Here is a 22,612-nt window from a genome sequence, read left to right as displayed (position 1 = left end):
CCTCCCGAGTATTACTGCCGCCGGCGGAGCTTGGGCTATTGAGGCCAGGTCTCCCCGATAGCAACAACCTTACCGTCGCGTACCGCCCAGATATGCCCTTCTGTGCAGCCCTGGTGATTTTCGGGAGAGAACGAGATCTTACAGTAAGCGGGACCAGCGAAGCCGTCGGACGTGCTCTCCAGCGCGTTGATGAAACCTTCCCGCGTGAGATCCGGCCCCGCCCGCTCCAACGCATCGACGAATGCATACGCACCCGACATCCCGTAGAACGACAGAGTCTGCAGCTTATCGTTCGGAAAGTGCTTGGCGTAGAGTTCAGAAAACTCCTTCATCTTCTCGCCATCCACCGGCTCAAGGAGATAGGAACTTACATAGAGCTCTGAGATCGCATCGATACCCCCGGCCCGATCCGCAACTGCGAGCATGTCCATTTGGGAGCTGGCGCCGACAAAGGGACCCTTCAGCCCATACTTCTTTGCCTCACGCAGGAAGACAGCCGTCTCATTCGGATAGGTGACGAGAATGACGGCATCGGCATTCGCCTCAAGGCTATGAAGTGCTTGGGTCGTTGCGTCCGACGCATTGCGCTCCAGAACAATGTCTGCGGCGACCTCAATGCCTGCCTCTTTGAGGCCCGGGTAAATCGTCGACAAGTGTGAATCAGCCCAGTCGTCGGTATTCTTGACGATTACCACCTTCTTGACGTCTGGAATCGACTTCACGAAGTTCACCATAGTGACTCCATCGAGGGTGCCGGTTTGCGTGGTAGTGAACATATTTTTAGCGACAGGCGAGGTGATGGAATCGAGAACCATCGCCATCACCATGTAGGGCACTTCACTTGCAATGATTTCGTCCCTGGCCGCGTTCACCGCGGAGCTGCATGTGCCGCCGTGAATGGCGAAAACGTCGCTGCTATGAACCAGCTTCTTTACGGCCGCGCGGGTTTTCGCCGCGTCACAAGCGTCATCTTCATAGACCATTTCGATTTTACGGCCGTGGATTCCACCCTTCGCGTTGATCTCGTTATAGACGGCCACTGCTCCGTTGATGATTGGATAGCCATAGATCGAGACGGGTCCAGTCAGGGGGCCGAACGTGCCAATTCGAATTTTATCATCGGTTACGCCAGGCTCAGCCAACGCCGCAGACGAAACGCCTGCCAGCAGCGCAGCGGCCAAAATAGAGTTGCGCATTGCGGATTTCATTGCCTTCTCCTCCAATCGTCTGAACCCGACGTGCGCATGAAGCCTCACTCCCATTGACGCACGACATTAACTGATCAAACAGTCAGTATTTGTTACTGCAGTCTCGGCCTTAACGTCAAGGGGCGGATTCGGGCCACTTCTGCGCGCATTGCCAAATTTTTTACAAGAGATTGATATATAACTATTTATTGTGCTGACGCCCTGGTGCGCGCGAGCGGGAATTGGCCAATAATCACATGTCTTAGTCGTATCATACTTGACTGATCGATCAGTTAGTGACTTTCTTTTGGAGCCGTGGCCGGCACGTTCGTGGGCTGCGCGGATGACACTGACAAGCGAGATTTACGAATGGCGCGACGCTTTATCGACCTATCCGTCCCTTTGGAGAACGACCTCCCGGCTGATCCGCCCGGGTACGAGCTTTCCATCGACTACAAGAGCCATCAGGACACGCTCCCTATGCTGCTCGGCCGCTATAAGGGGCTAAGCGCAAGGGACCTGCCGAACAGCGAAGCCTTCGCCAATGAGCATATCAAGCTGTCCACGCACAATGGAACCCATGTTGACGCGCCATGGCATTATAGCTCGACCATGGAAGATGGGTCACGGTCATTAACGATCGACCAGATGCCGCTCGACTGGTTCTTTCGACCGGGAGTTAAGCTCGATTTTCGTGAGTTTGAGGACGGTTACGTGGTGCAGCCTCGCGATATCGAGGCGGAACTCGCTCGCATCGGATACGAGCTGAAGCCCTTCGACATTGTAGTCATTAACACTGCTGCCGGCGCCGCTTTTGGCAAACCCGGATATCACAAGCGTGGCTGCGGAATCGGACGGGATGCAACGCTCTACTTGACCTCGCAGGGAGTTCGGGTGGCCGGTATCGACAGCTGGTCCTGGGACGCTTCCTACGAACACATGGCCAAGGTTTACGAAGCCACTAGTGATGCAAGCATCATATGGGAAGGACACCGGGCCGGACGGAAGACAGCATACTGCCACATCGAGAAGCTGCACAATCTGGAAAGCTTGCCAGCCTTCGGCTTCGACGTGGCCTGTTTCCCAGTGAAAATCACCGGCGGCTCCGCGGGGTGGACGCGCGCAGTCGCCATTATCGACGAACCCGGGGATTGAGACACATGAGCACTTTTGCCGATTACGCCGAAAAATACTCCATGATTAAGATGCGTCGCGAGGATGGTATCCTTGAGATGCGCTTCCACACGGACGGAGGTCCTTTTCAGTGGAGCCTTATTCCACACGCCGAGCTTGAACAAGCTTTCCTCGATGTGGGCCGTGATTACGACAACGAGGTTGTAATCCTTACGGGCACCGGCGACGAATATTGCGGCCCGCTGGTCAAGGAGGGGGGCCATCCTAACCGAGCTAATGCCACCCCAAACCGCTACGACCGCATCTACTGGGAAGCGAAGCACCTCCTCAACAACCTGCTCAACATTGAGGTGCCAGTGATCAGCGCGATCAACGGCCCGGCTGTCCGGCATGCCGAAATCCCGCTCTTGAGCGACATCGTTCTGGCTAGTGATACAACTTATTTCATGGATTCGGCACACTACCAGGGTGGAATGGTGCCTGGGGACGGCGTGCACATCATTTTCCCGCTGCTGATGGGCGCCAACCGTGCGCGATATTACCTTCTGACAGGTCAGAAAATCCCAGCAGACGAGGCGAAGGCAGTGGGCCTTGTGAACGAGGTCCTACCCGCCAACGAGGTATTGCCACGCGCATGGGAGCTTGCCCGCCAACTCATGAAGCAGCCGCGTCTCGTACGCCGATACAGCCGGGTTGTGCTGACCCAGGACCTAAAGGAACGCATGCAGGGACTGCTCGGCTACGGCCTGGCTCTTGAGGGCCTAGCACGCATCAAAATGGACGAAAAGTGACCGTCTCGACCATTTCTAGAGGAGGAAGACGATGGTAGCAGCGGCAGATTTTGACGAAGTGGTGGACGTCGTAGCCATAGGCTACGGCTTCGCCGGTGCATGTGCGGCGATCACCGCACATGACGGTGGCGCCAGCGTTATTATTCTAGAGAAGATGCCGCACGGCGGCGGCAACTCTCGTGTGAGTGCCGGTCAAGGTTTCGTCGCTCTCCCGGGCGATCAAGCGATTCAGGATCTCGTTAATTGGTTGGACGCGATGTGCCTCCAGACTACGCCCCGGGATGTACTCGAAGCCTTCGCACGGGGGACGCGGGATCTTCCCCCGTTTCTACGCTCCCTCGGTGGAGAATTCAGCGTACCGAAGACCAAGATGTTGACAGGCCGGTATCCAAGCGCAGTGAAGGGGCCGAACTTTCCGGAAATTGCGACAACTCGATCGATGTTTGACAAGCGCTGCTTGGAAGGTCCAGACGATGTGCCACCATCTCGACGGCTATGGGAACTCTTCTCCAAAGCGGTTGCCGGCCGGGGCATCAACGTCCGCTACCAGACGCCGGCGACAGATCTAATTCGTGACGATAATGGCTCAATAGTCGGCGTTTCTGCCGCGGCGGGCGGGAAGACGATCCGGATTGGAGCACGCAAGGGCGTCGTCATGTCCTGCGGAGGCTTTATTGCAAATCCTGCCATGCGTTGGGACTACGCTGCGCCAAAACCCCTCAAATTCGCCGGCAACCCTGGCAATACCGGGGACGGCATCGGCATGGCGATCCGCGCTGGAGCAGATCTCTGGCACATGACGCGCACGTCGACGTTCATTGGCTTTCAGTCACCAGATTACGAAGCTGCGTTCTGCATCTTCTTCCCTGGTCCCGGCTTTATCTGGGTAGATAAGTATGGACGGCGTTATATAGACGAAACGAGCGTGGAGCTGCACGATTTCGATCGCGTTTTTGGTTACATCGATCCCGACAAGGTTGAGTTTCCGCGCATTCCCACCTGGGGCATCTTTGATGAAGAGACTCGGAACGGGGGAGCGCTAACCTGGCCAATCGCTGGCTACAACCGCGAGACCTACCGGTGGAGCGACGACAACTCGGTCGAGTTGGAGAAGGGTTGGATACGGCGCGCTGAGACGATAGAGGCCCTTGCCGAGATCACCAATATCGATGAACGGACGCTCACCGAAACCTTGGGCCGCTACAATTCTGGCTGTGCCTCGGGCATTGATCCGGAATTCGGTCGACCCGGCGAAACGTTAAAGACACTCGAGCCTCCCTACTACGCGATAGAGCTTCATCCCGTAGCTCTTAATACCCAGGGCGGCGCAAAGCGTGATGCCGCGGCCCGCGTGATAGATACACGTGGCCAGCCTATCCCTGGCCTTTATTCCGCCGGCGAGTTCGGCTCAATTTGGGGTCACCTCTATCCCGGCGGCGGCAACATCACCGAAGCGATGGTCTTCGGCCGTATCGCCGGCCAATCCATCTTGGCTCGGTCGGCATGACGGTATTTGAACAAGCGCGCAAAGTCTCGCGAAGAAGATCTGGCTCAGCGAGGGACACCTTCTTGACCCGTGATTCAGTCAATGAGAAGGATGCGCGCATGAGTCAGAAGCAGTCGTCCAGGGACGTGATTCTCGATGCGGCCGAGAAGGTCTTCGCAACCTTTGGGTTCGAAGGGGCAAGCATGCGTGAGATTGCCAATGAATCGGGCATATCCCAGGCGCTGCTGCACTACCACTTCCAAAGCAAGGACAATCTCTACGAAGAGATCTTTGCGCGCCGTGCCAGGATCATCAATGGATACCGTGCACAACTCCTCGACGAATTGTTCGCCGGGGAGCGAAAACCTGAACTTGAGGATGTGCTGGAGGTGATGTTCTGCCCAGCATCAGATGCGCTTGGCAGCGGCACACAGAGCGAGGCATTCACGCAAATGGTTTCTGCATTAGTCGCGGGCGGAGATGAACGCTCCCGCGCACTAATGATCAAGCACTACGACCCGATTGCTCGGCGGTTCATGGAGGCATTCATGAAACTCGAAACGCCGAAACTCAGCCAGGAAGATGCCGCTTGGGCGTACCTCTTTGCTCATTCCGCACGCATGCAAATCTATGCACACACGGGGCGCCCGGAGCGGTTAACTGGCAAACCTCTGAGCGAGACCCGCCTACGTAGAGTGAAAGATAACGCTATTCGGTACACGGCGGCCGGTATCCGAACCCTTGGCATTAATGGCTCGTCAGTGCGTTCTTCAAGAGAGTCTGCGCATCGCGCTTAACAGCGTAGAAAACGCTGTAGCACTGGCAGTAGTTTCAGCTGAAAAAACTGATCACTCGTGATTTACCGGTAAGGGGAAGAAAATTTCCTCCCTCCTGTTTTCCCCTTCGCTCATTCCTCTTCCCTTTGCCTGAGCGCCCGAGGCCTGTTGGCATCTTTGAGTTTATGCCTTCGGAAAGCCGGATCGCGTAAGGGCCAGGTTCCCTGGCCAACAAAATCCATCAAAACAATCATCTAATACGTCACTCGAGCCAACTTACGCCTCTTTACTTTGCGTTAACACGCAAGCTCTTCGCGACATTTTTTTCAAGCATTCGCAAGAATCGCAAACCCATGGCGCAACCTGAATCCCATACGAAGCTGGCGGTGGGGGGGGGAGGGGCGTTGCGAAGTTTTCGGCCCGTGCTTACGTCGCTGCGCGGCGGCGTTTCAACCGCGCACGAGCCATTCGGGACGATACTCGCCCGGCGGCTTTTGCGCCGTCTTCATGCGAAAGCAGAGCAGCTCCTTTGGAGCGGTTGATGTTTTGCACTCTTCCGGATGTTAGCTTTCAATCGGACATGATATGGGCCGGTGCAGGAGCCGGAGACTAAATTGGCGTGCAGGCCTGTCGAAGAAGCCGACGTTCCAGTGCTTCCCATCGTCTGGGGCGCCCGAAATACCCGCGCTTGATAATGGGGATCATCAATGCTGGATGGTATTGAACCTTGAAGAATAGGATGGTTGGATGAAAGTCACTGTATTCGGTGTGGGTTATGTGGGGTTGGTGCAAGCTGCTGCTCTTGCGGAAGTCGGAAATGACGTTCTGTGTATCGATGTAGATGAGAAAAAGGTGGAGCAGCTCCAACATGGAGTCATACCGATCTATGAGCCCGGGCTAGAGAGGCTGGTGAACGAGAACTGCGCCGCTGGTAGATTGCACTTTACCACCGATGCTGCAGCGGGCATCAATCACGGCAAGGTCATTATTATCGCCGTTGGTACGCCACCCGAAGAAGACGGCTCAGCTGACCTGAAGCACGTTTTGGCGGTCGCAAGCACAATCGGCCAGAACATGGCCGCAGACAAGGTTATCATCAGCAAGTCGACAGTGCCCGTGGGCACGTGTGACAGGATAAGGGAGACGATCAGCGCGGCGCTGTCCGACAGGGGCCTCGAGCGCATCGCCTTCCATGTTGTGTCGAACCCGGAATTCCTGAAGGAGGGCTCCGCTGTCTCCGACTGCATGAAGCCCGATCGAATTATCGTTGGCACTAACAGCCCGGAAGCTGAGGCGGTCATGCGTGAACTCTACGCGCCGTTCAACCGCAACCATGAAAAGATGATCTTGATGGATGTGCGGAGTGCCGAACTCACAAAATATGCCGCCAATTGCATGCTGGCGACAAAGATCAGCTTTATGAACGAAATGGCGAATATTGCCCATCGGTTGGGGGCTGACATCGAGCAGGTGCGGCTTGGGATCGGCAGCGATCCACGTATCGGCTACGACTTCATCTATCCCGGTATCGGTTATGGCGGCTCGTGCTTTCCTAAAGATGTGCGGGCGCTGATCCGCACGGCCGAGCAGGCGGAGTTGGAGCCGAAGATACTTCGGGCGGTGAGCGACCGAAATGAGCGGCAGAAATGGGTGCTGTTCGAGCGCATACGGGATTATTTCGGCCGGGATCTTTCGGGGCGCGTCATCGCGCTATGGGGACTCGCCTATAAACCGAATACCAATGACATGCGTGAAGCACCCTCACGCGTGCTCATGGAAGCGCTATGGGATGCCGGAGCCCAAGTGCAGGCATATGATCCACACGCAATGGGAGAGTGTCGGAAGATCTACGGCGAACGACAAGGTTTGACTTTCTGTGAGACAAAAGAAGCTACATTGGAGGGGGCTGACGCGCTAGCGATCGCCACCGAATGGAAAAGCTTCCGCGCACCTGACTTCGCTCTCATCCGGCGGAAGCTGAAGGCACCCGTCATTTTCGACGGAAGAAATCTATACGACCCGCGCATGGTGGCAAGGTACGGCCTGGAATACTGCAGCATCGGCCGAACGACTGGAAACGCGAGCTAGAGACGCCGCGTCAGGCTGGTGCACTCTCCCCCAGCTCGCCCTTCAGCGTGCATGTTCTCGGGCCGCGCGTGCCGCGCAAGGAGATCTCCCCGCTCGCGATCTTACCGGTGAGGTTAATCTTCTTTATACCTCCCGCACCTTGCCGGTAGACACCTTCAATAACGACGTCCGATCCCTCAACAGTGCCAGTCCACACTTCGAAACGCTTTTCGCGCTGCTGCCAATCTCCCTGACGAAGTAAGAGGGTGCCATCCTCCACTTTTATCTCGACCTGCCGGCTGAAAGCGATGTCTGATCCTACAGGACCGCACTTGAGGATTGCCGCCAAGACGTCGCCTTGTTTCGCGCCATTCTGCACGATCGAAGAGCTTTCACCGGCCGAAAAGGACAGCCCCGCCTTCTCGGCGAGATAGGGGGCGAGAGCTGCAGCATAGGTGGCGGTCATATGGTGGCGGTCGCGCCACACGATGACATTGCCAACCACTGCTCTGCATGTTTCCTTACCGCAGATCGCATCCGTGAGATCGACCACCCGGACGCCCTCGATGGCGCTAGCCGCATAATCAAATAGATCGCCCGCGACCACCTCGGCGCGCGGCGCCAGACATTCGTCCTGATCGCCCGCCAGACAGTCGCCGGGCTCGAACGGCATCCACGGCGTGTCGTGGATAGCAATCACCTTGACGCCTGCTTCCGTCAGCTCTCGCCACACGCTCCGCAGCCCTTCCGCCATCGCATTGCGGTCTATGTTCCCATACCGCGACTGAGTCGTGAACACGATGTCGGTGCCTATTTCCTTTATCTTTCGTATCGCATTCTCACGCCATTCCGAGCATGACGGATACGGCTTTCCTGATTTTATAACGTCGACGCGGCTGAAGGCGCATGCCGATTTCGTGAGGGTGACAAGCTTCCAGCCTTGGGCGGCAGCGATCCTCTCCAACGCAGGCACCCACTGGGCGGCGTGGGAATCGCCGGTAATGACCATCGTTTTGCTGCCATTAGGGTCGCCCAGCGTGCAGCTTATCGGCTCAGCACTTTCTTGATCCTGATGGCACTTCTGGCGGTAGACGACGGGCAGGTCGCGTTTCAGTTGAGCAAGCGCGGGAATGAACTCAACCCCGTCCGGCGAGGGAACGGCTGACATCAGAGCGGCAGGACCTGGATATCGAGGGTCATCCAGATCCACTTGGGCATCTGCCTGCATCGCAACGAACATTTGCACCATGGAAGAAGCAACAACACAGGCTGCAATGGATGCGAGGCCGTAACCTAGCGGGCGCCACTCAATGGGGGCTCGCGCATGCCTGTAACGCTGCTCAATGTGCTGATAGGAAAAATGCGAGAGGATAAGCGTTAGGGCGATCAGTGCGATGCCATCCAACGGGCCGATGCTCTCGGAGCCTACCGAATAGAAGGTGATAAGCGGCCAGTGCCAAAGGTAAATTGAGTAGGAGCGGTCACCCAAATAGAGAAGCCATTTGGCTTCGAACCAGCGCCACCAACCCAGGCGCACGTCACCGGCCAAGATTACCAGCACAGTGCCCAGCGTCGGCACCAGCGCCGCCCAGCCTGGAAATGCCGTCTGGGGCGAGTAGGCGAAGGCCGACCAAACAATGGCCGCGAAACCGGCAACCGCTATCAATGGCCTCACAGCCGCGCCAATGCTGAGGCGGTGTATCGTCAGTGCCAGGATCCCACCGAGCGCCAGTTCCCAAATCCGTGTATGGGTGACGAAGTAGGCGCGAGCCGGCTCATCCGCCGTTATAATCATGGAGGCAGCAAAGGAGGCGGCGGAAATCGCGGCAAGGGCAATGGTGAAGACGCGGCCCACCTGAAAGCCTAGCCGGCGCGCGAACGCCAGTGCTGCTATCATCACCAGCGGCCAGACGAAATAGAACTGTTCCTCGATGGACAACGACCAATAGTGCTGGACGGGGCTCGCTGCATTTTCCGCGCCGAGATAATCGACGGCGAGCCATGCCAGCGCCCAGTTTTGCACGTAAAGCGCGCTCGCGGCGATCTGAGTCGCCGTCTCCTCCCAGCGGGCCTCGGGCAGAAAGAGCAACGACCCGGCAAGGGACACTATAAGGACGACCGTAGCAGCTGGCAGAAGACGGCGCGCCCGGCGCGAATAGAATTGGACCAGGGAGATCCTGCCCTCCCGCAGCGCCGTGCGCGCCAGGAGGCCGGTGATCAGATAACCGGAGATGACAAAGAAAACGTCAACACCGACATAGCCTCCCGGCACCGCATGTGGCCAGACGTGAAAAAGCACGACAAGCGCAACGGCCACCGCGCGCAGGCCTTGGATTTCTGGAAGGATAGATCGGGTTGGGTTCACGTAGACTTCGCCCCGGCTGCAATAAAGGTGTGCTTGAATTATCAATGCTGAGGAGTCAAGTTGGTAAACCCGAGTGGGCGGCTTGCTAGGCTCGTGTCTTTTCTCGAAATACACCGCCCTCTAAGCGATTTCTTGCCGAAGCACCGTGTCCGCAATATAGGCTGCCCAAGATGCTGCTTCGAGTGTCGATTTCCCACGCCTTATGGAAATGGTCGATGTATATGCCAGGATCTACCGAGCTGGTTGGGCGTCCCAAAACCGGCTTCATGCTTGACGACTTTTCCGGCGCGGAATGTTGTCGAACAAGTGAGGTAGACTGATGAAGGGCGGCTCCGGGAGATGTCGGCTGCGGCGTTCGAGAAGCATAATAATTACTCGATGACATTCATTTCGATTCCTCGAGAATGACGTGTTGCAGGAGTTCACCGGGAAACAACACCTTGCCGGTTTTCCCTAAGCTGAAGCTTGCACGTGAACTGAGAAGGTTAGGTCACAACCGGGTAATCGGAAAATTGCAGGGCAGTCGCATGAGATCGAGTTGAGGATACTGCAGGAGGAGAATCGCGCCCTTCGCACTAAAGTGGCATCATTGCGCACCCAGATTGCGGCTGCCGCGGCACTGGATGATCAAACGCCGGCATTCAAAATCCTCACACGGCGATAGCTTATTGCAAAGGTTAAGTCCCTTTCCGATTTGGCTGCCGAAATTGAGAAACTGGAAAGGCGACTGGCTGCAAAGCGGCTCGCATGAGCCACACTGCTCATCCAATCAGCTTAACTGACGTAGTGCCCCATCTCTTGCGACTGGCTTACTACTGATTTGATTCTTCGACGGGAAGCGGACCTTCCGCGATAACCACAGCGAGGCCTTTCTCGAACTCGCGGTGATGATAAAGCCTGAGGCCACGATCAGAGGCCCACGCCTTAACGACCTTTCTTTCTTCCTCGCGGGACGCATCGTCCAGAAGGACGGTGCAGTTTGATGCCATTCGATCGCGGAAATGCGGAACTGCAGGGTAACGCGCAAAAGGCCCCGTTGCCTTAGGCGGTCCGTCGATGACCAGCAGATCGATGTCCTGTAGCGAACCCACCGTTTCAGGCACGGAATACCACTGCCACTCCGTACCGAGTTTTGTTTCCTTGGTGGGCCTCCACGGTGCTAGCGGCGCATGGTGCACAGTAGCAATATCGGCAAATGCATGCTTGGCGAGTAGCTTTGAGGTCGCCTCCGCGAAGGTCGCCTCATGATCCAGACTGTGCAACAGTCCGCCGTCGCCATTGGCCTTCAGCGCAGCGGCAATAACTACTGTCGAGACGCCACTGCCAAGCTCCACCACCAGCTTCGGCTTATGTTCGGAGATGTGCTGGTAGATATGGAGAAGAAAATCGGGCGAGGCGGCCCAGCCTCGAGTGGGAGGCAACGGCAAGTCCAAGCTCAATAGCTTTGAGAGGGCGCCAAGTGCTTCCGTCTGCCGAAACTCATTGAGGGCGGTCTTCTCGACACCGGCAACGACAGCGCGGGTGCTCTCGTCAATCTGCTCACTGAGTCGAGTGAACCTCTTGTCGATTTCGGCAATCGCACCGTCGGCCTGCATCGATAGTTTGGCGTTGATTTGATCGAGAAACTCGCCAGCCATGCTCTCTCTGAGTTCGGCGGTGAGGCGTTTTGCTTGTTCTATGGACAAGTTGATGTCGCGCAACGTGGAAAGCACCAAATTCTTGAATTGGTCCTCAACATCGGCATGCGCGTCTATTTTAGCAGATAGATATTCAATCTTCTTGTCGATGATGAGCACGGAGTCGCTGACGTAGTCCAACGTTTGGTGCGTGCGGCTGGACTTTTTCAGGATACCTCTTGCGTTATTGCGGGTTTCCCAGATGAGAGAGCGAAGAAGGAGCTTGTTGAGCAGCCATTTCAATCCTTCTTTCGCTCCTCGAAACACGAGTACTCTCCATTTATCAGTAATTATGGTAGCGGCTACCAAGCGTAGCACAGGACAATCCCAAAGCGGCTACAGCCTAATCTTTGCCTTTGCCGAGTGGCCATTTGGCCCACTTACCTCACTTTGCAGTTCACGCCTTCACAACCGTCTCGCCGCTAAAACCACGCTTTCCTAAAGCATTCCGTGTGTCCAGCACCAGCTTGGCCTTAGCCGCCACTAGCCCGTAGTCCACATCGTCATGATCGGTCACGAGGACGACTGCGTCGTAGCTTGAGATCGTCGCCGCATCCAGCCCCACCGAACGCTGCCCGTAGTACTGCTCGTGCTCGCGCGTGCGTGGAATGCTCGGCACATGGGGGTCATGATAGTCAAATGTCGTGCCGCGTGCTTTCAGCATGTCCATGATGGCGAAGGCCGGGCTTTCGCGGATATCGGGGACGTTCTTCTTGTATGCCAGGCCGAGGATGAGCACCTTCGAAGCACTCAGCGATTTGGCGAAGCTCTTATCCAGCGCGACCTCAAGCCGGCTGATCACATAGCGAGGCATGGCAACGTTAATCTCGCCCGCCAGCTCGATGAAGCGGGTGGGCACGTTGTATTCCCGAGCCTTCCAGGTGAGATAAAACGGGTCGATTGGGATGCAATGCCCACCGAGTCCGGGGCCCGGATAGAAAGGCATGAAACCAAAGGGCTTGGTGGCCGCGGCATCGATCACCTCCCAAACGTCTATGTCCATCGCGTCGTAGATGATCTTGAGCTCATTGACGAGCGCGATGTTGACTGCGCAGAAGATGTTTTCCGTAATCTTCACTGCCTCAGCTACCCGAGGAGAAGACACCGGCACGATGCGCTCCACTACATTGCCATAGAAGGCCTCAACCAGGGCTTGCGCATCTGCCCCGTCGCCCGAAACGATCTTCGGGATTGTGACCGTTCGGAAGCTGGCATTGCCGGGATCTTCCCGCTCAGGCGAGAAGCCGAGGAAGAAGTCACGCCCGCTCTTCGTGCCGTCGGCTTCCAAGATGTTCTTGACGACCGTCTCGGTCGTCCAGGGCCAAGTGGTCGATTCGAGGATGATGAGGGCACCGGGCTTGCGATTCCTGGCAATTGCGGATGCGGTTTGCTCTACGAAGCTCAAGTCGGGCTCCCGCTGCTTCGTGAGCGGCGTCGGCACGCAAATGACGACGACGTCGCATGAGGCGAGGCGCGCAAAATCGGCAGTCGCCTCGAAGCGGCCAACAGCAACCTGTTCGCGCAAGGACGGCTCAGGCACTGCCTCTATATAGGAGTTGCCGGCGTTCAGGGCTTCGACTTTGGATTGGTCGACGTCAAAACCTAATACCGCATATCCCGCTTTGGCCGCGGCCACGGCCAAAGGCAGCCCGACATAACCCAGACCGATGATGCCCGCGGTCGCCGCGCGAGACTCGATCCTGATTTTGATGTTTTCGGCGCTTACGACGCTCGTGTCCATGTCGGAGGACCTCCATGTTGGAAACGGGATCTAACCAGGGATTCCGGCCGTGAGGGGCACAAATCCACAATTTCGGAGTGGTGACTACGACAGCTGCTTTCTCCAGGCAACATAAAGCTGGACAACAGGTGCAAAATCACTGTCGTAAATCGCGCCATGTCACCGGTGCATCACAATAACGGCGCAGGGTTGCCTCGCAGATTTCGCGTTCACGCGCAGTGGGCGCTTTGTGGAATATGTCGCTTCTCGTTGTGGTCACCTCGATCGTTTTGGCGCTTACATCGAGGAAGAAGCGATTATAGTCCCGTAATGGCCGCCAGCCCAGTATTTGCAGCTTTTCGCAATCGACCTGTTCGCCCGTCACCACATACTGAAACAACCCGGCATCCAGGGCGGCAATTAGTGCCTCTTGTATCGGCTTTTCCGGGTCGAGCTCGAAAATCGGAAGGTGGAAAACTGCTACCGACATGCCCTGACGCCGGTAGCTTTGCAGGACGGAAACTGCATTCCTCAGTTCGCGTCCACCAAGCCTGCAATCAAGAACAAGAACAACATCAAAATAGCGCCTAGCTCCTCGGGGCGATCGCGCCGGCAGCATAGGTTCAGGAACGTAGAATGGCCGGTCTTGCGCATTTCCTCTGAATCGGAGCGGCAGCCCTGAGCGATGAAATCGCAAGTACCGCTCCCGATAAAATTGACGAGCACCCATGCGAAAACCATGGTAGCCGAACGCTTTAGACGCGGTAAGACTGTCTTCCCGATATCGAACCAGCGACAATGGCTTGGCGATGCTGATAACGGATATCCGTCCAAAAACCGCATACAGCCTCTCCAAAAATTCGCTATCCGCTGCAAATCGCACCTCGTCCCAAAACCCAAGTTCCGAAAGAACCGGCTCGCGCCTGAACATGAGAGAGGACGTGTTCAGCCGAAGATATGATCCGAGGCGGCGCGCTCGAACACGTAAATCGTCATCAACGAAATACAAATATGAGTAATTCGCTACAATTCTATCAGTGTGCCTTTCGAGGTGCTCTGCTTGAATTTGCAATTTCTCAGGATGAGACCAGTCATCTGAGTCGTGACACGTCACATACTTTCCTCTAGCGTTCTTCAAACCCAGATTGCGTGCACAGTAAGCTCCAGAGTTCCGCTCCATACGGAGCACCTGAATGCGAGAATCCTTGTTTGCAAGCTTAGTTACAATCGACACCGTCTCGTCAGTGCTGCAGTCATCGACTACATGGATTTCAATATTGCGCCAGGTCTGCTCCTGCAGGGAGCGGATGGCAGTAGCAATGGTGTATTGTGCATTGTACGCGGGTACGATCACCGACACCAACGGGCGCCCGCTTTGATCGGCTTCCGGCCGCAAGCCCGTGGTCAATCGGTCGAAGGCAGGCTCTGATCCAGGTAAAAGCCTCACAGCACTAAGTTTTTCCTGTTGTAGAACCTGGTTGACCGCGGCCAAACGCCCGTCCAGTTCGTCAATAAGACCACTACGTGCCAGAATGAAGTCGGGATGTGATTGCGAGAGCGAGGGGTCTTCAAAGCTTCGAGCCGCTTCTGCCAAGTTCCCAAGTGTGCACAGTGCGGTAGATCGTGCTGTTGCCAAGTGGATCAGCCGACCGCGCCGCCACTCAACGCGCTTCAGCATGTCGGCGTAACTAAGAACCTTTCTCGCATCCTCAATGGAAATTTGTCCGGTGTGCCAACTGATGAGTTCCCAGCAAGCGCGACGTCTTATCTCCCGACTCCTGGAACTCTCTGCCAAGTGCGCGAGCTCGCGGTAGCCGCGCTCAAGGTATCCAAGATTCAGCATGCGAAATCTGTGCTGGCGGATGCGTCGTGCCGCGAGCCCACCCTTACGCGGCAACTTTTCGTAGAGGCGCCTCACGAGGGGCCGCATGCCTGGAGGTATTCTGTTGATGAGTGCTCGCCGTAACTTCATGGGAAGCAATCGCATGCCGTCACGTAGGCTTTGCCAACGTGATTTAGCGCCCTCAGTGCATGTCTTCAGGAGATATGTTGCGGAATCCATGTCGATCCGTTTGGCTATCGGCGTTCGGGAGAGGAGGCGATCTTCAGGCGAAAAGTCTCTGCAAGTTGTACTCCCCACACTCGCAAGAGCACCAGACATGCAATCAAGCGATGCCTGATCGGAAACTGTGTTTGGCGAAGGAAGCGCCAGAAAACCTTTACTGTCGGTAGAGTCACACCAGTAACGAAAGATCGGTATCGGCGCGGGGAACCTGCGGTGAGTTGCCCTCCACGTATGCGCCTTGCCTTAACTGCGACCTCGTCCCAAGTGGAACGGCATGAATGGCTGACAAGAGCCTCATCAATCAAAACGATTTTGAAGCCCGCTGCTCGGGCTCGTCTGCAGATATCAGCATCCCCTCCTGAAAATCGGCGGCAATCGAAACTGCCGATCCGATCAACAAGACTGCGATGAAACGCGAGATTGGCGGTAGCCGCATAGCCGTTACGAACGTATTGATCTTGAGGTATGCCGCGCAACATATCATAGATTTCATACGGTGTCGGTCTGGAGGATCCAGGAACCATCTCGACACGACCTGCGATCAGATAATCCGGACCGAAGCGAGCAGCGCCAGCTGCGATTGAAAACAACCACTGCCGATGCGGTCTGCAGTCTGCATCCGTAAAAACCAGCCACTGCCCTTTGGCATTTTCAATGCCGAAGTTCCTGGCCGCATAGGAACCTGCCGTGTCGCAACGTAAGACACGAAAGTTTGCTCGCATGTTTTGGGGAATGCTGATGCTTTGTGAGCCGTTGTCAACCAGAAGGACCTCGTAGTCTAATGCCGGGAAATCTTGATTGGACAAGGCGTCACAAAGCTTAGTTACCAAGCCCCACTGTTCATAAATCGGTACGATAACAGAGATGCTCGGACTCATTGGAATTGCTACTCTTTAGAACCGTTCAGTAGAGAGCCGCTTCACATTTGCACAAAGTGAGCTTCTCATTTCAGCTTCGATCCGAAACCGCAAACTGAAATAGTCTGCCGAGCCGGTGCTCGCCTCATCGCAGCCCAGAATTCAAGTCGGTGAGTTCTGTCGCTCTATCTTCCGGGTTTTCATCCACGTCTGGTATTCAGGATACACCTCACCTACTCTGCCTAATGCAAGAATTTCGCCTTGATCGAGCCATGCAAGAGTATCCACCCATTCCTCAAGGACACGGCGTGAGTGGCTGGCGAGCAAGAGGATCTTTGCCCTTTCCACTAGCTGTGCCTGCAAACCGCTTACCTTGGTGCTAAGCGAGGGATCGGCTGCATTTATCCACTCATCCATGATCAAAATTTCGCCGCGCACCAGACGCAGCAGACTCATCACGAGTCGTGACCGCATTCCGGCCGAATAGCTTTGTATTGGCAACTCAAAATACCCGCCGAGCCCGGAAAGCGCTTTCACCTCTTCCACATGGGCGGCGATTGCGCTCTGCGGCACACCCATATAGAGGCATTTCAGCTCCGTATTCTGCCGCCCCGTCAGCGCCGGTTTCATGCCTGATCCGAGTGCGAATTGCGGGCTCACCCTGCCTTCGATTGCCACCGTTCCGGATTGCGCGGCGAGCGCGCCAGCGCAGAGCTTTAGCAGGGTTGATTTCCCCGAGCCGTTGATGCCGACAAGACCGACGCGATCGCCATCGTTGAGCGATAGCGTGATGTTCTTCAGCGCCGTTATTTCAAGATAACGCCTCCCAGCCACGATTTGCGCACCGACTGCGCCGCGCTCCAGACTTTTTACCTTGGCGCCAGACTTTCTGAGAAAGTAACTGACGCTGGCGTTCCTGATGTTGATCCTGGCCATGGCTATTTCAGATTCCTCACAAAGGCCTGGGAATGGTGATAGGCGATGTAAGCTGCCACGCAAACAATAACTGACAGAATGGCCGCAATAAGCCACGCCTTCAAATCCAAGGCCTCAATGCCGAAAACCTGTCTCGGCAGCGAAAGGTAGTAGGCCGCGGGGTTATATTGCACCAGAAAGGCGCGGGCTCCACCTGTGGTGTCAGCCGCGCTCCAAAATACCGGCGAGGCGAAAAACATGAAGCGCGTTCCGACACGAAACAGCGACTTCATGTCAGGGTAGAAGATGGTGGTTAGGTTCACCAGGTAAGCCGTGCCGACTGAAGTCAAGACAATGAGTGCGATGAACGGCAGGAAGAGGCCAAGTCTAGTTCCGAATTTCCCTGGATCAATTACCAGAATAAGGACGACCACCAATGCCAGGTTCAGAAAAAATTCGAAAAGCCGATCGACAAGAAGCTTTCCGAAAAGACCCGCTAGCGTAAGATTGTTATGGACCGCGAACTCGAAGCGGCTTTGGATCACATCGGTGCTGCCGGTGATAGAGTCGGAGATAAAACCCCAAAAGATGTAACCGACTAGGACGTAGAAAAAGAAATCGGTCAGCGGCATCGTATCGGAGTGGCGGAAAACAAGTGCAAGCATCGCCGAGAAAATTAGCGAGGATAATGGCACCCACAGAATCCCCAAGTGACTTCCGCGATTCTGCGATTTCGCCTCTATATAGCTGATGTGGAAGAAGCGTATGAGGCCCGAGAGGTATGGCCGGATGCTTTTCCAGATTACCATGATCCATCCACTTGAGACTTGAAGTTGGTTGGGTCGCTTACAGCCTAGCGGCGGCAACCGCAACGGTGCTTGCCCGCATTGGCTCTCCGGAATGCATCGCTGGTGCCCCAACGAGAACCAAGATCTATAAAGCTGATTTGCACCGTCAAAAGCGATTTGCGGAGCGGGCAAGCAAGAGATATCAGGCCCGTGTTGGATCTGACAAATCCGGTGAAAGCTGAGTAAAATGAAAATCTGGTACGTCCGTGATCTCGAGCCGGTTCCTACGGATCCCGGCAATCCGCGGCTCTTACGTGCTGGTCTGCTAGCCACGACACTTTCTTCTCTCGGACATGAAACTACTTGGTACACCTCCACCTTCAACCACTATTCGCGACGGCAGCGGAAAGCCGAGATACTCCGGCCAAGCGAGAACCTGAGCATCCGGGTCCTTCCGGCCCCCGGCTACAGCCGGAACATCAGTGTGAAGCGCGTTTTCCACAATCGGAGCTTTGCGCAGGCATTTCTGACTGTAGCAAATGCGGCGCAGGAACTGCCGGATATTCTCGTCGCGGACCTGCCGACCACCGACGCAGCCGCTGCCGCAGTTCAATTCGCCCGGCGGAGAGGAATTCCGACCGTAATTACCATCAGAGATTTGTGGCCGGATTTCTTTGCTGATTTCGTTCCATCCGCGTTAAGCCCGTTTGCGAAACTCGCTACATTGCCTCTTGAAATGCAGGCACGGTTCGCCTGCCGCCACGCGACCTCTTTGGTGGGGATCTCCGAGCAATATCTTGAATGGGGGAGGGAGAAGGGCGGTCGCACTTCCGTCGAACACGATCGCATCTTCCCGCTTGGCTATCTCAAACCACGACAGCTCGAGAGTGATGAAATCGACAAGATTCTCGGTCAAATGGGGATCAGTTCAGATCAGCACATCGTCTCGTTCGTCGGATCGTGGGGTGCCACATACGATCTGTCCCTCGTTTTGGAAGCAGCCCGTCTACTTGCGCATAGAAAAGACGTCGTCTTCGCCCTGGCGGGCAATGCCGCTGAAAGGCCTGATCTAGAGCGTTCGTTTCGAAAACTGGACAACACTGTCCTCCTCGGTTGGATAAGCCAGCCCGAGGTCAGCGCGCTTTTAACGCGATCCTCTATCGGGCTGCTGCCATACGCGAAACAGGCTCCTCAGGGGCTACCCAACAAGGTTTACGAGTATTTGGCATTCGGCACCTTCCAACTTGCCATCCTGGGAGAAGAAGCGGAGCACCTATATAGGGAGACGGCAGCCGGCCTTAATGTTCCGAATGCATCACCGCTTGAACTTGCAAATGCCATCGAAGCAGTGCTCTCCGATAGCCGTCTGATCAAGGCGCGAGAGGAACGCATCGCGATCTTCAACACCCGCTTCGACGCACGGAAAATTTATCGCGACATAGCAGATCACATAGTCAAGGTGGCAAGTAAAAAGCTTTGATCGGTCAATGTTCCTCTGCCTTCATCGCGTCAGAGATTAGAAATTGTGCCGCCCTGTGGAGCTAACATCGCGGGATCTTTCGACCCGCTCCACAGAAACGCGTTCACATGCACCGCAAGGCATTGGCGTTTGGCGTTGCCGCGAGCCGAAACGAGCCAATGGCTTTACGATCTCACCCATGAATCGGCAGTATTTGGCGACGATCTGCCCGATTGCCCCGCACAATCCGCTTTGTCATAAAGGCGGTGAAGAGGGAAGGGACCGATGCAGCAGCCACGAGTGGAAGGCGATTTTGAAGCCCGGGTGCGCGCAAGCTTTGCCCGGCAGAAGGCGATGGCCACCATCGGCGCCGAGCTTACATTGGTTACCCCCGGCATCGTCGAGATAGAGATGCCTTATTCCGAAAGCCTCACCCAGCAGCATGGGTTCCTTCATGCCGGCGTTATCTCCATGGCACTCGACGCCGCCTGCGGCTATGCTGCCTATTCGCTGATGCCCACCGATGCGGGCGTGCTCACAATCGAGTTCAAGGTAAATCTGCTGGCGCCGGGTAGGGGAGAGCGGTTTCTTTTTAGGGGTTCGGTCACGAAGCCTGGCCGAACCATTATCGTCGCCGACGGTCAGGCCTACGCCTATGACGGGGACGGAGAGGCAAAGCTGATCGCCACGATGACCGGCACCATGATGACGATCGTTGGTCGGCAGGAGATTGCGGGGTGAGGGAAGTTCCGCTCACAAGGCTCGGGGGCCAGCGCGTGCTTTTCGCAATGGCGGCGGAGCCGGAATATGGCGCGCATCTCAAAAAGCGTTTCCGGCCGCTCATAACGGGTGTCGGGCCGGTGGAGGCTGCGGTTGAGCTTACGGCTGCGCTTTCACAGCTCAAATCCGAAGGCGAAGCGCCGCAACTGGTTGTCTCGCTCGGCTCCGCCGGCAGCCGCATGCTCGAGCAAACCGAGATCTATCAGGCAAGCTCCGTCTCCTACCGGGACATGGATGCTTCTCCCTTGGGCTTCGAAAAAGGAGTAACGCCCTTCCTAGGCCTTCCGAAGGAGATGCCGCTGCCTTTCCGCATTCCGGGGATCAAGACGGCTACCCTTTCGACGGGCGGCGGTATCGTCAGCGGCGGTGCGTATGACACCATCGCTGCGGACATGGTCGACATGGAAACATATGCCTGCCTGCGCGCCTGTCAGCATTTCGGCGTGCCGCTAGTAGCACTTCGCGGCATTTCCGATGGCGCGGAAGAACTTCGTCATGTCGGTAATTGGACGCAATATCTGCACATTATAGACGAGAAGCTCGCAGCTGCGGTGGACCGGCTGGATACAGCGATCTGCGATGGCGATTTGCTATGCTGCTCGAGAAATCCCGATTCCGCCTGATCGGATCTGATCGGGTGGCGGAAAACGCATGGTGCTGAACGGATTGCGGCAAAAAACCCCTATCGAACCCGTTGCGCGGGATCGCTTCCTTCTTTAAAGCCTCGCCATGACCATTACCCATCCCGACACTGTTCTGATCATCGATTTCGGCAGCCAGGTCACGCAGCTGATCGCCCGGCGCGTCCGCGAGGCCGGCGTCTATTCCGAAATTGCTCCCTTTCAGTCAGCCGAAGAGGCTTATCTGCGGCTCAAGCCGAAGGCGGTCATCCTTTCCGGCAGCCCGGCCTCGACCGTCGAGATCGACAGTCCTCGTGCGCCCGATGTGATTTTCCAGTCAGGCGTGCCGGTTCTCGGTATCTGCTATGGCGAGCAGACCATGTGCGCCCAGCTCGGCGGCAAGGTCGAATCCAGTGATCATCGCGAGTTCGGCCGCGCCTTCCTCGAGATCGAGGAGGATTGCGGGCTGTTCGCCGGCATCTGGGCGCCCGGCACGCGCCATCAGGTCTGGATGAGCCATGGCGACCGCGTGACGGCGCTTCCGCCCGGCTTTAAGGTTGTCGGAACTTCAGCGGGCGCGCCTTTTGCGGCCATCGCCGACGATAAGCGCAAATATTACGGTGTGCAGTTCCATCCGGAAGTGGTCCACACACCCGATGGCGCAAAGCTGCTTGCCAACTTCGTTCACAGGATCGCGGGCCTTAAGGGCGATTGGACCATGGCCGCTTATCGCGAACAGGCGGTGGATGCGATCCGCGCCCAGGTTGGTTCCGGCAAGGTGATCTGTGCGCTCTCCGGCGGCGTCGATTCCTCCGTCGCCGCGCTTCTCACCCATGAGGCGGTGGGAGAGCAGCTCACCTGCATCCTTGTCGACCATGGCCTGATGCGCAAGAACGAGGCGGCGGAAGTGGTCTCCATGTTCCGCGAGCACTATAATGTGCCGCTCGTGCTGGTCGATGCTTCCGACCGTTTCCTAAGCGCGCTCGAGGGTGAAACCGATCCCGAGAAGAAGCGCAAAACGATCGGCCGTCTCTTCATTGAGGTGTTCGAGGACGAGGCAAAAAAGCTGGGTGGCGCTGATTTTTTGGTGCAGGGCACGCTCTATCCGGACGTGATCGAGAGTGTCTCCTTCACGGGCGGCCCCTCGGTCACCATCAAATCGCACCACAATGTGGGCGGCCTGCCCGAGCGCATGAACATGAAGCTGGTCGAGCCGCTGCGCGAGCTCTTCAAGGACGAGGTGCGGGTGCTCGGCAGGAAGCTCGGCCTGCCCGACCATTTCATCGGCCGTCATCCCTTCCCGGGCCCCGGCCTTGCCATCCGCTGTCCCGGCGGGATCACGCGCGAGAAGCTCGAAATCCTGCGCGCGGCCGACGCCATTTACCTCGACGAGATCCGCAAGTCGGGCCTTTACGACGCGATCTGGCAAGCCTTCGCCGTGCTTTTGCCGGTACAGACCGTCGGGGTGATGGGAGACGGCCGCACCTATGAATATGTCTGCGCGCTTCGCGCGGTGACGTCAGTCGATGGCATGACGGCTGATTTCTATCACTTCGACATGGAGTTCCTTGGCCGCGCCGCCACCCGCATCATCAACGAAGTGCGCGGGATCAATCGCGTGGTCTACGATGTGACGTCCAAGCCACCTGGGACTATCGAGTGGGAATGATTCTCGCCCATCCGAACGCCGCCGATTTTGCGCCAGAGTTCGACCTAACACACTGAAATATAGAATGTTTGTGACGGTGCCTATCAATGCCTATCGGTGGGCATAGATCGCATGTACCGTCACGGCTGACGGCCCTTGCCTATATTGATCCCTGCTGAATTCGAAAGTACCGTCACGGGAAATGAGGCTCGTGACGGTACTTTCTATGGCTTAAGCCATTGTAAGAATGCGCATGTTTTAGGCGCGAGCCTCCCAAA

At 56.4% G+C, this 22,612-nt stretch carries 17 protein-coding genes; 9 read left to right on the top strand and 8 right to left on the bottom strand.

Going from position 1 to position 22,612, the window contains the following annotated elements:
* Positions 1 to 35: 35 nt before the first annotated feature.
* Positions 36 to 1,208, bottom strand: coding sequence for an ABC transporter substrate-binding protein (locus GNP00_RS05155; RefSeq protein WP_011579826.1), 1,173 nt, complete (start codon positions 1,206 to 1,208; stop codon positions 36 to 38).
* Positions 1,209 to 1,556: 348 nt separating this feature from the next.
* On the opposite strand from GNP00_RS05155, the gene GNP00_RS05150 reads away from it, so the two are divergent.
* The 5 genes from GNP00_RS05150 (at position 1,557) to GNP00_RS05130 (ending at position 7,462) form a co-directional block, all read left to right on the top strand.
* Positions 1,557 to 2,342, top strand: coding sequence for a cyclase family protein (locus tag GNP00_RS05150; protein ID WP_011579827.1), 786 nt, complete (start codon positions 1,557 to 1,559; stop codon positions 2,340 to 2,342).
* A gap of 5 nt (positions 2,343 to 2,347) precedes the next feature.
* Positions 2,348 to 3,112 (top strand): enoyl-CoA hydratase/isomerase family protein, encoded by a 765-nt coding sequence (locus tag GNP00_RS05145; RefSeq protein WP_011579828.1) that lies wholly within the window; start codon positions 2,348 to 2,350, stop codon positions 3,110 to 3,112.
* Between the two features lie 31 nt (positions 3,113 to 3,143).
* A complete protein-coding gene (locus GNP00_RS05140; protein ID WP_011579829.1) occupies positions 3,144 to 4,619 on the top strand; it encodes an FAD-dependent oxidoreductase in 1,476 nt (491 codons plus the stop codon).
* Between the two features lie 98 nt (positions 4,620 to 4,717).
* Complete coding sequence (locus GNP00_RS05135) at positions 4,718 to 5,395, top strand: TetR/AcrR family transcriptional regulator (RefSeq protein ID WP_011579830.1); 678 nt, start codon at positions 4,718 to 4,720, stop codon at positions 5,393 to 5,395.
* A 726-nt stretch (positions 5,396 to 6,121) separates the two neighbouring features.
* The gene (locus tag GNP00_RS05130) at positions 6,122 to 7,462 is read left to right on the top strand and encodes a UDP-glucose dehydrogenase family protein (protein ID WP_166015759.1); all 1,341 of its coding nucleotides are present in this window, start codon (positions 6,122 to 6,124) and stop codon (positions 7,460 to 7,462) included.
* Positions 7,463 to 7,472: 10 nt separating this feature from the next.
* On the opposite strand, the gene GNP00_RS05125 is transcribed toward GNP00_RS05130, so the two are convergent.
* The 7 genes from GNP00_RS05125 to GNP00_RS05095 form a co-directional block, all read right to left on the bottom strand.
* Entirely contained in the window at positions 7,473 to 9,806 is a 2,334-nt protein-coding gene (locus tag GNP00_RS05125; protein WP_011579832.1) for an acyltransferase family protein, read from the bottom strand.
* 812 nt (positions 9,807 to 10,618) lie between these two features.
* Positions 10,619 to 11,725 (bottom strand): class I SAM-dependent methyltransferase, encoded by a 1,107-nt coding sequence (locus tag GNP00_RS05120; protein ID WP_157038012.1) that lies wholly within the window; start codon positions 11,723 to 11,725, stop codon positions 10,619 to 10,621.
* Between the two features lie 154 nt (positions 11,726 to 11,879).
* Positions 11,880 to 13,223: a nucleotide sugar dehydrogenase gene (locus GNP00_RS05115; protein ID WP_166015757.1), complete on the bottom strand. Its 1,344-nt coding sequence runs from the start codon at positions 13,221 to 13,223 to the stop codon at positions 11,880 to 11,882.
* Between the two features lie 136 nt (positions 13,224 to 13,359).
* Complete coding sequence (locus tag GNP00_RS05110; RefSeq protein WP_166015750.1) at positions 13,360 to 15,045, bottom strand: glycosyltransferase family 2 protein; 1,686 nt, start codon at positions 15,043 to 15,045, stop codon at positions 13,360 to 13,362.
* Between the two features lie 233 nt (positions 15,046 to 15,278).
* Complete coding sequence (locus tag GNP00_RS05105) at positions 15,279 to 16,145, bottom strand: glycosyltransferase family 2 protein (RefSeq protein WP_166015748.1); 867 nt, start codon at positions 16,143 to 16,145, stop codon at positions 15,279 to 15,281.
* A 141-nt stretch (positions 16,146 to 16,286) separates the two neighbouring features.
* On the bottom strand, positions 16,287 to 17,060 hold the full coding sequence (locus GNP00_RS05100; RefSeq protein ID WP_011579836.1) for an ABC transporter ATP-binding protein: 774 nt from the start codon (positions 17,058 to 17,060) through the stop codon (positions 16,287 to 16,289).
* A gap of 2 nt (positions 17,061 to 17,062) precedes the next feature.
* Positions 17,063 to 17,848: an ABC transporter permease gene (locus GNP00_RS05095; protein WP_011579837.1), complete on the bottom strand. Its 786-nt coding sequence runs from the start codon at positions 17,846 to 17,848 to the stop codon at positions 17,063 to 17,065.
* Between the two features lie 226 nt (positions 17,849 to 18,074).
* Here GNP00_RS05095 and GNP00_RS05090 point away from each other — a divergent pair, with 226 nt between their 5' ends.
* The 4 genes from GNP00_RS05090 (at position 18,075) to guaA (ending at position 22,355) form a co-directional block, all read left to right on the top strand.
* A complete protein-coding gene (locus tag GNP00_RS05090; protein WP_011579838.1) occupies positions 18,075 to 19,307 on the top strand; it encodes a glycosyltransferase in 1,233 nt (410 codons plus the stop codon).
* A gap of 264 nt (positions 19,308 to 19,571) precedes the next feature.
* A complete protein-coding gene (locus GNP00_RS05085; protein ID WP_011579839.1) occupies positions 19,572 to 20,027 on the top strand; it encodes a PaaI family thioesterase in 456 nt (151 codons plus the stop codon).
* The gene (locus GNP00_RS05080; protein WP_011579840.1) at positions 20,024 to 20,689 is read left to right on the top strand and encodes a 5'-methylthioadenosine/S-adenosylhomocysteine nucleosidase; all 666 of its coding nucleotides are present in this window, start codon (positions 20,024 to 20,026) and stop codon (positions 20,687 to 20,689) included. Before GNP00_RS05085 ends, GNP00_RS05080 begins: the two co-directional genes overlap by 4 nt.
* Positions 20,690 to 20,795: 106 nt before the next feature.
* Positions 20,796 to 22,355: a glutamine-hydrolyzing GMP synthase gene (gene guaA / locus GNP00_RS05075; protein ID WP_011579841.1), complete on the top strand. Its 1,560-nt coding sequence runs from the start codon at positions 20,796 to 20,798 to the stop codon at positions 22,353 to 22,355.
* The last annotated feature ends 257 nt before the right edge of the window (positions 22,356 to 22,612 follow it).

Origin of the sequence: Chelativorans multitrophicus, from assembly GCF_011317445.1 — a bacterium.
Taxonomy (GTDB): Bacteria; Pseudomonadota; Alphaproteobacteria; order Rhizobiales; family Rhizobiaceae; genus Chelativorans; species Chelativorans multitrophicus.
This window is presented reverse-complemented; position numbering and strand designations above follow the sequence as displayed.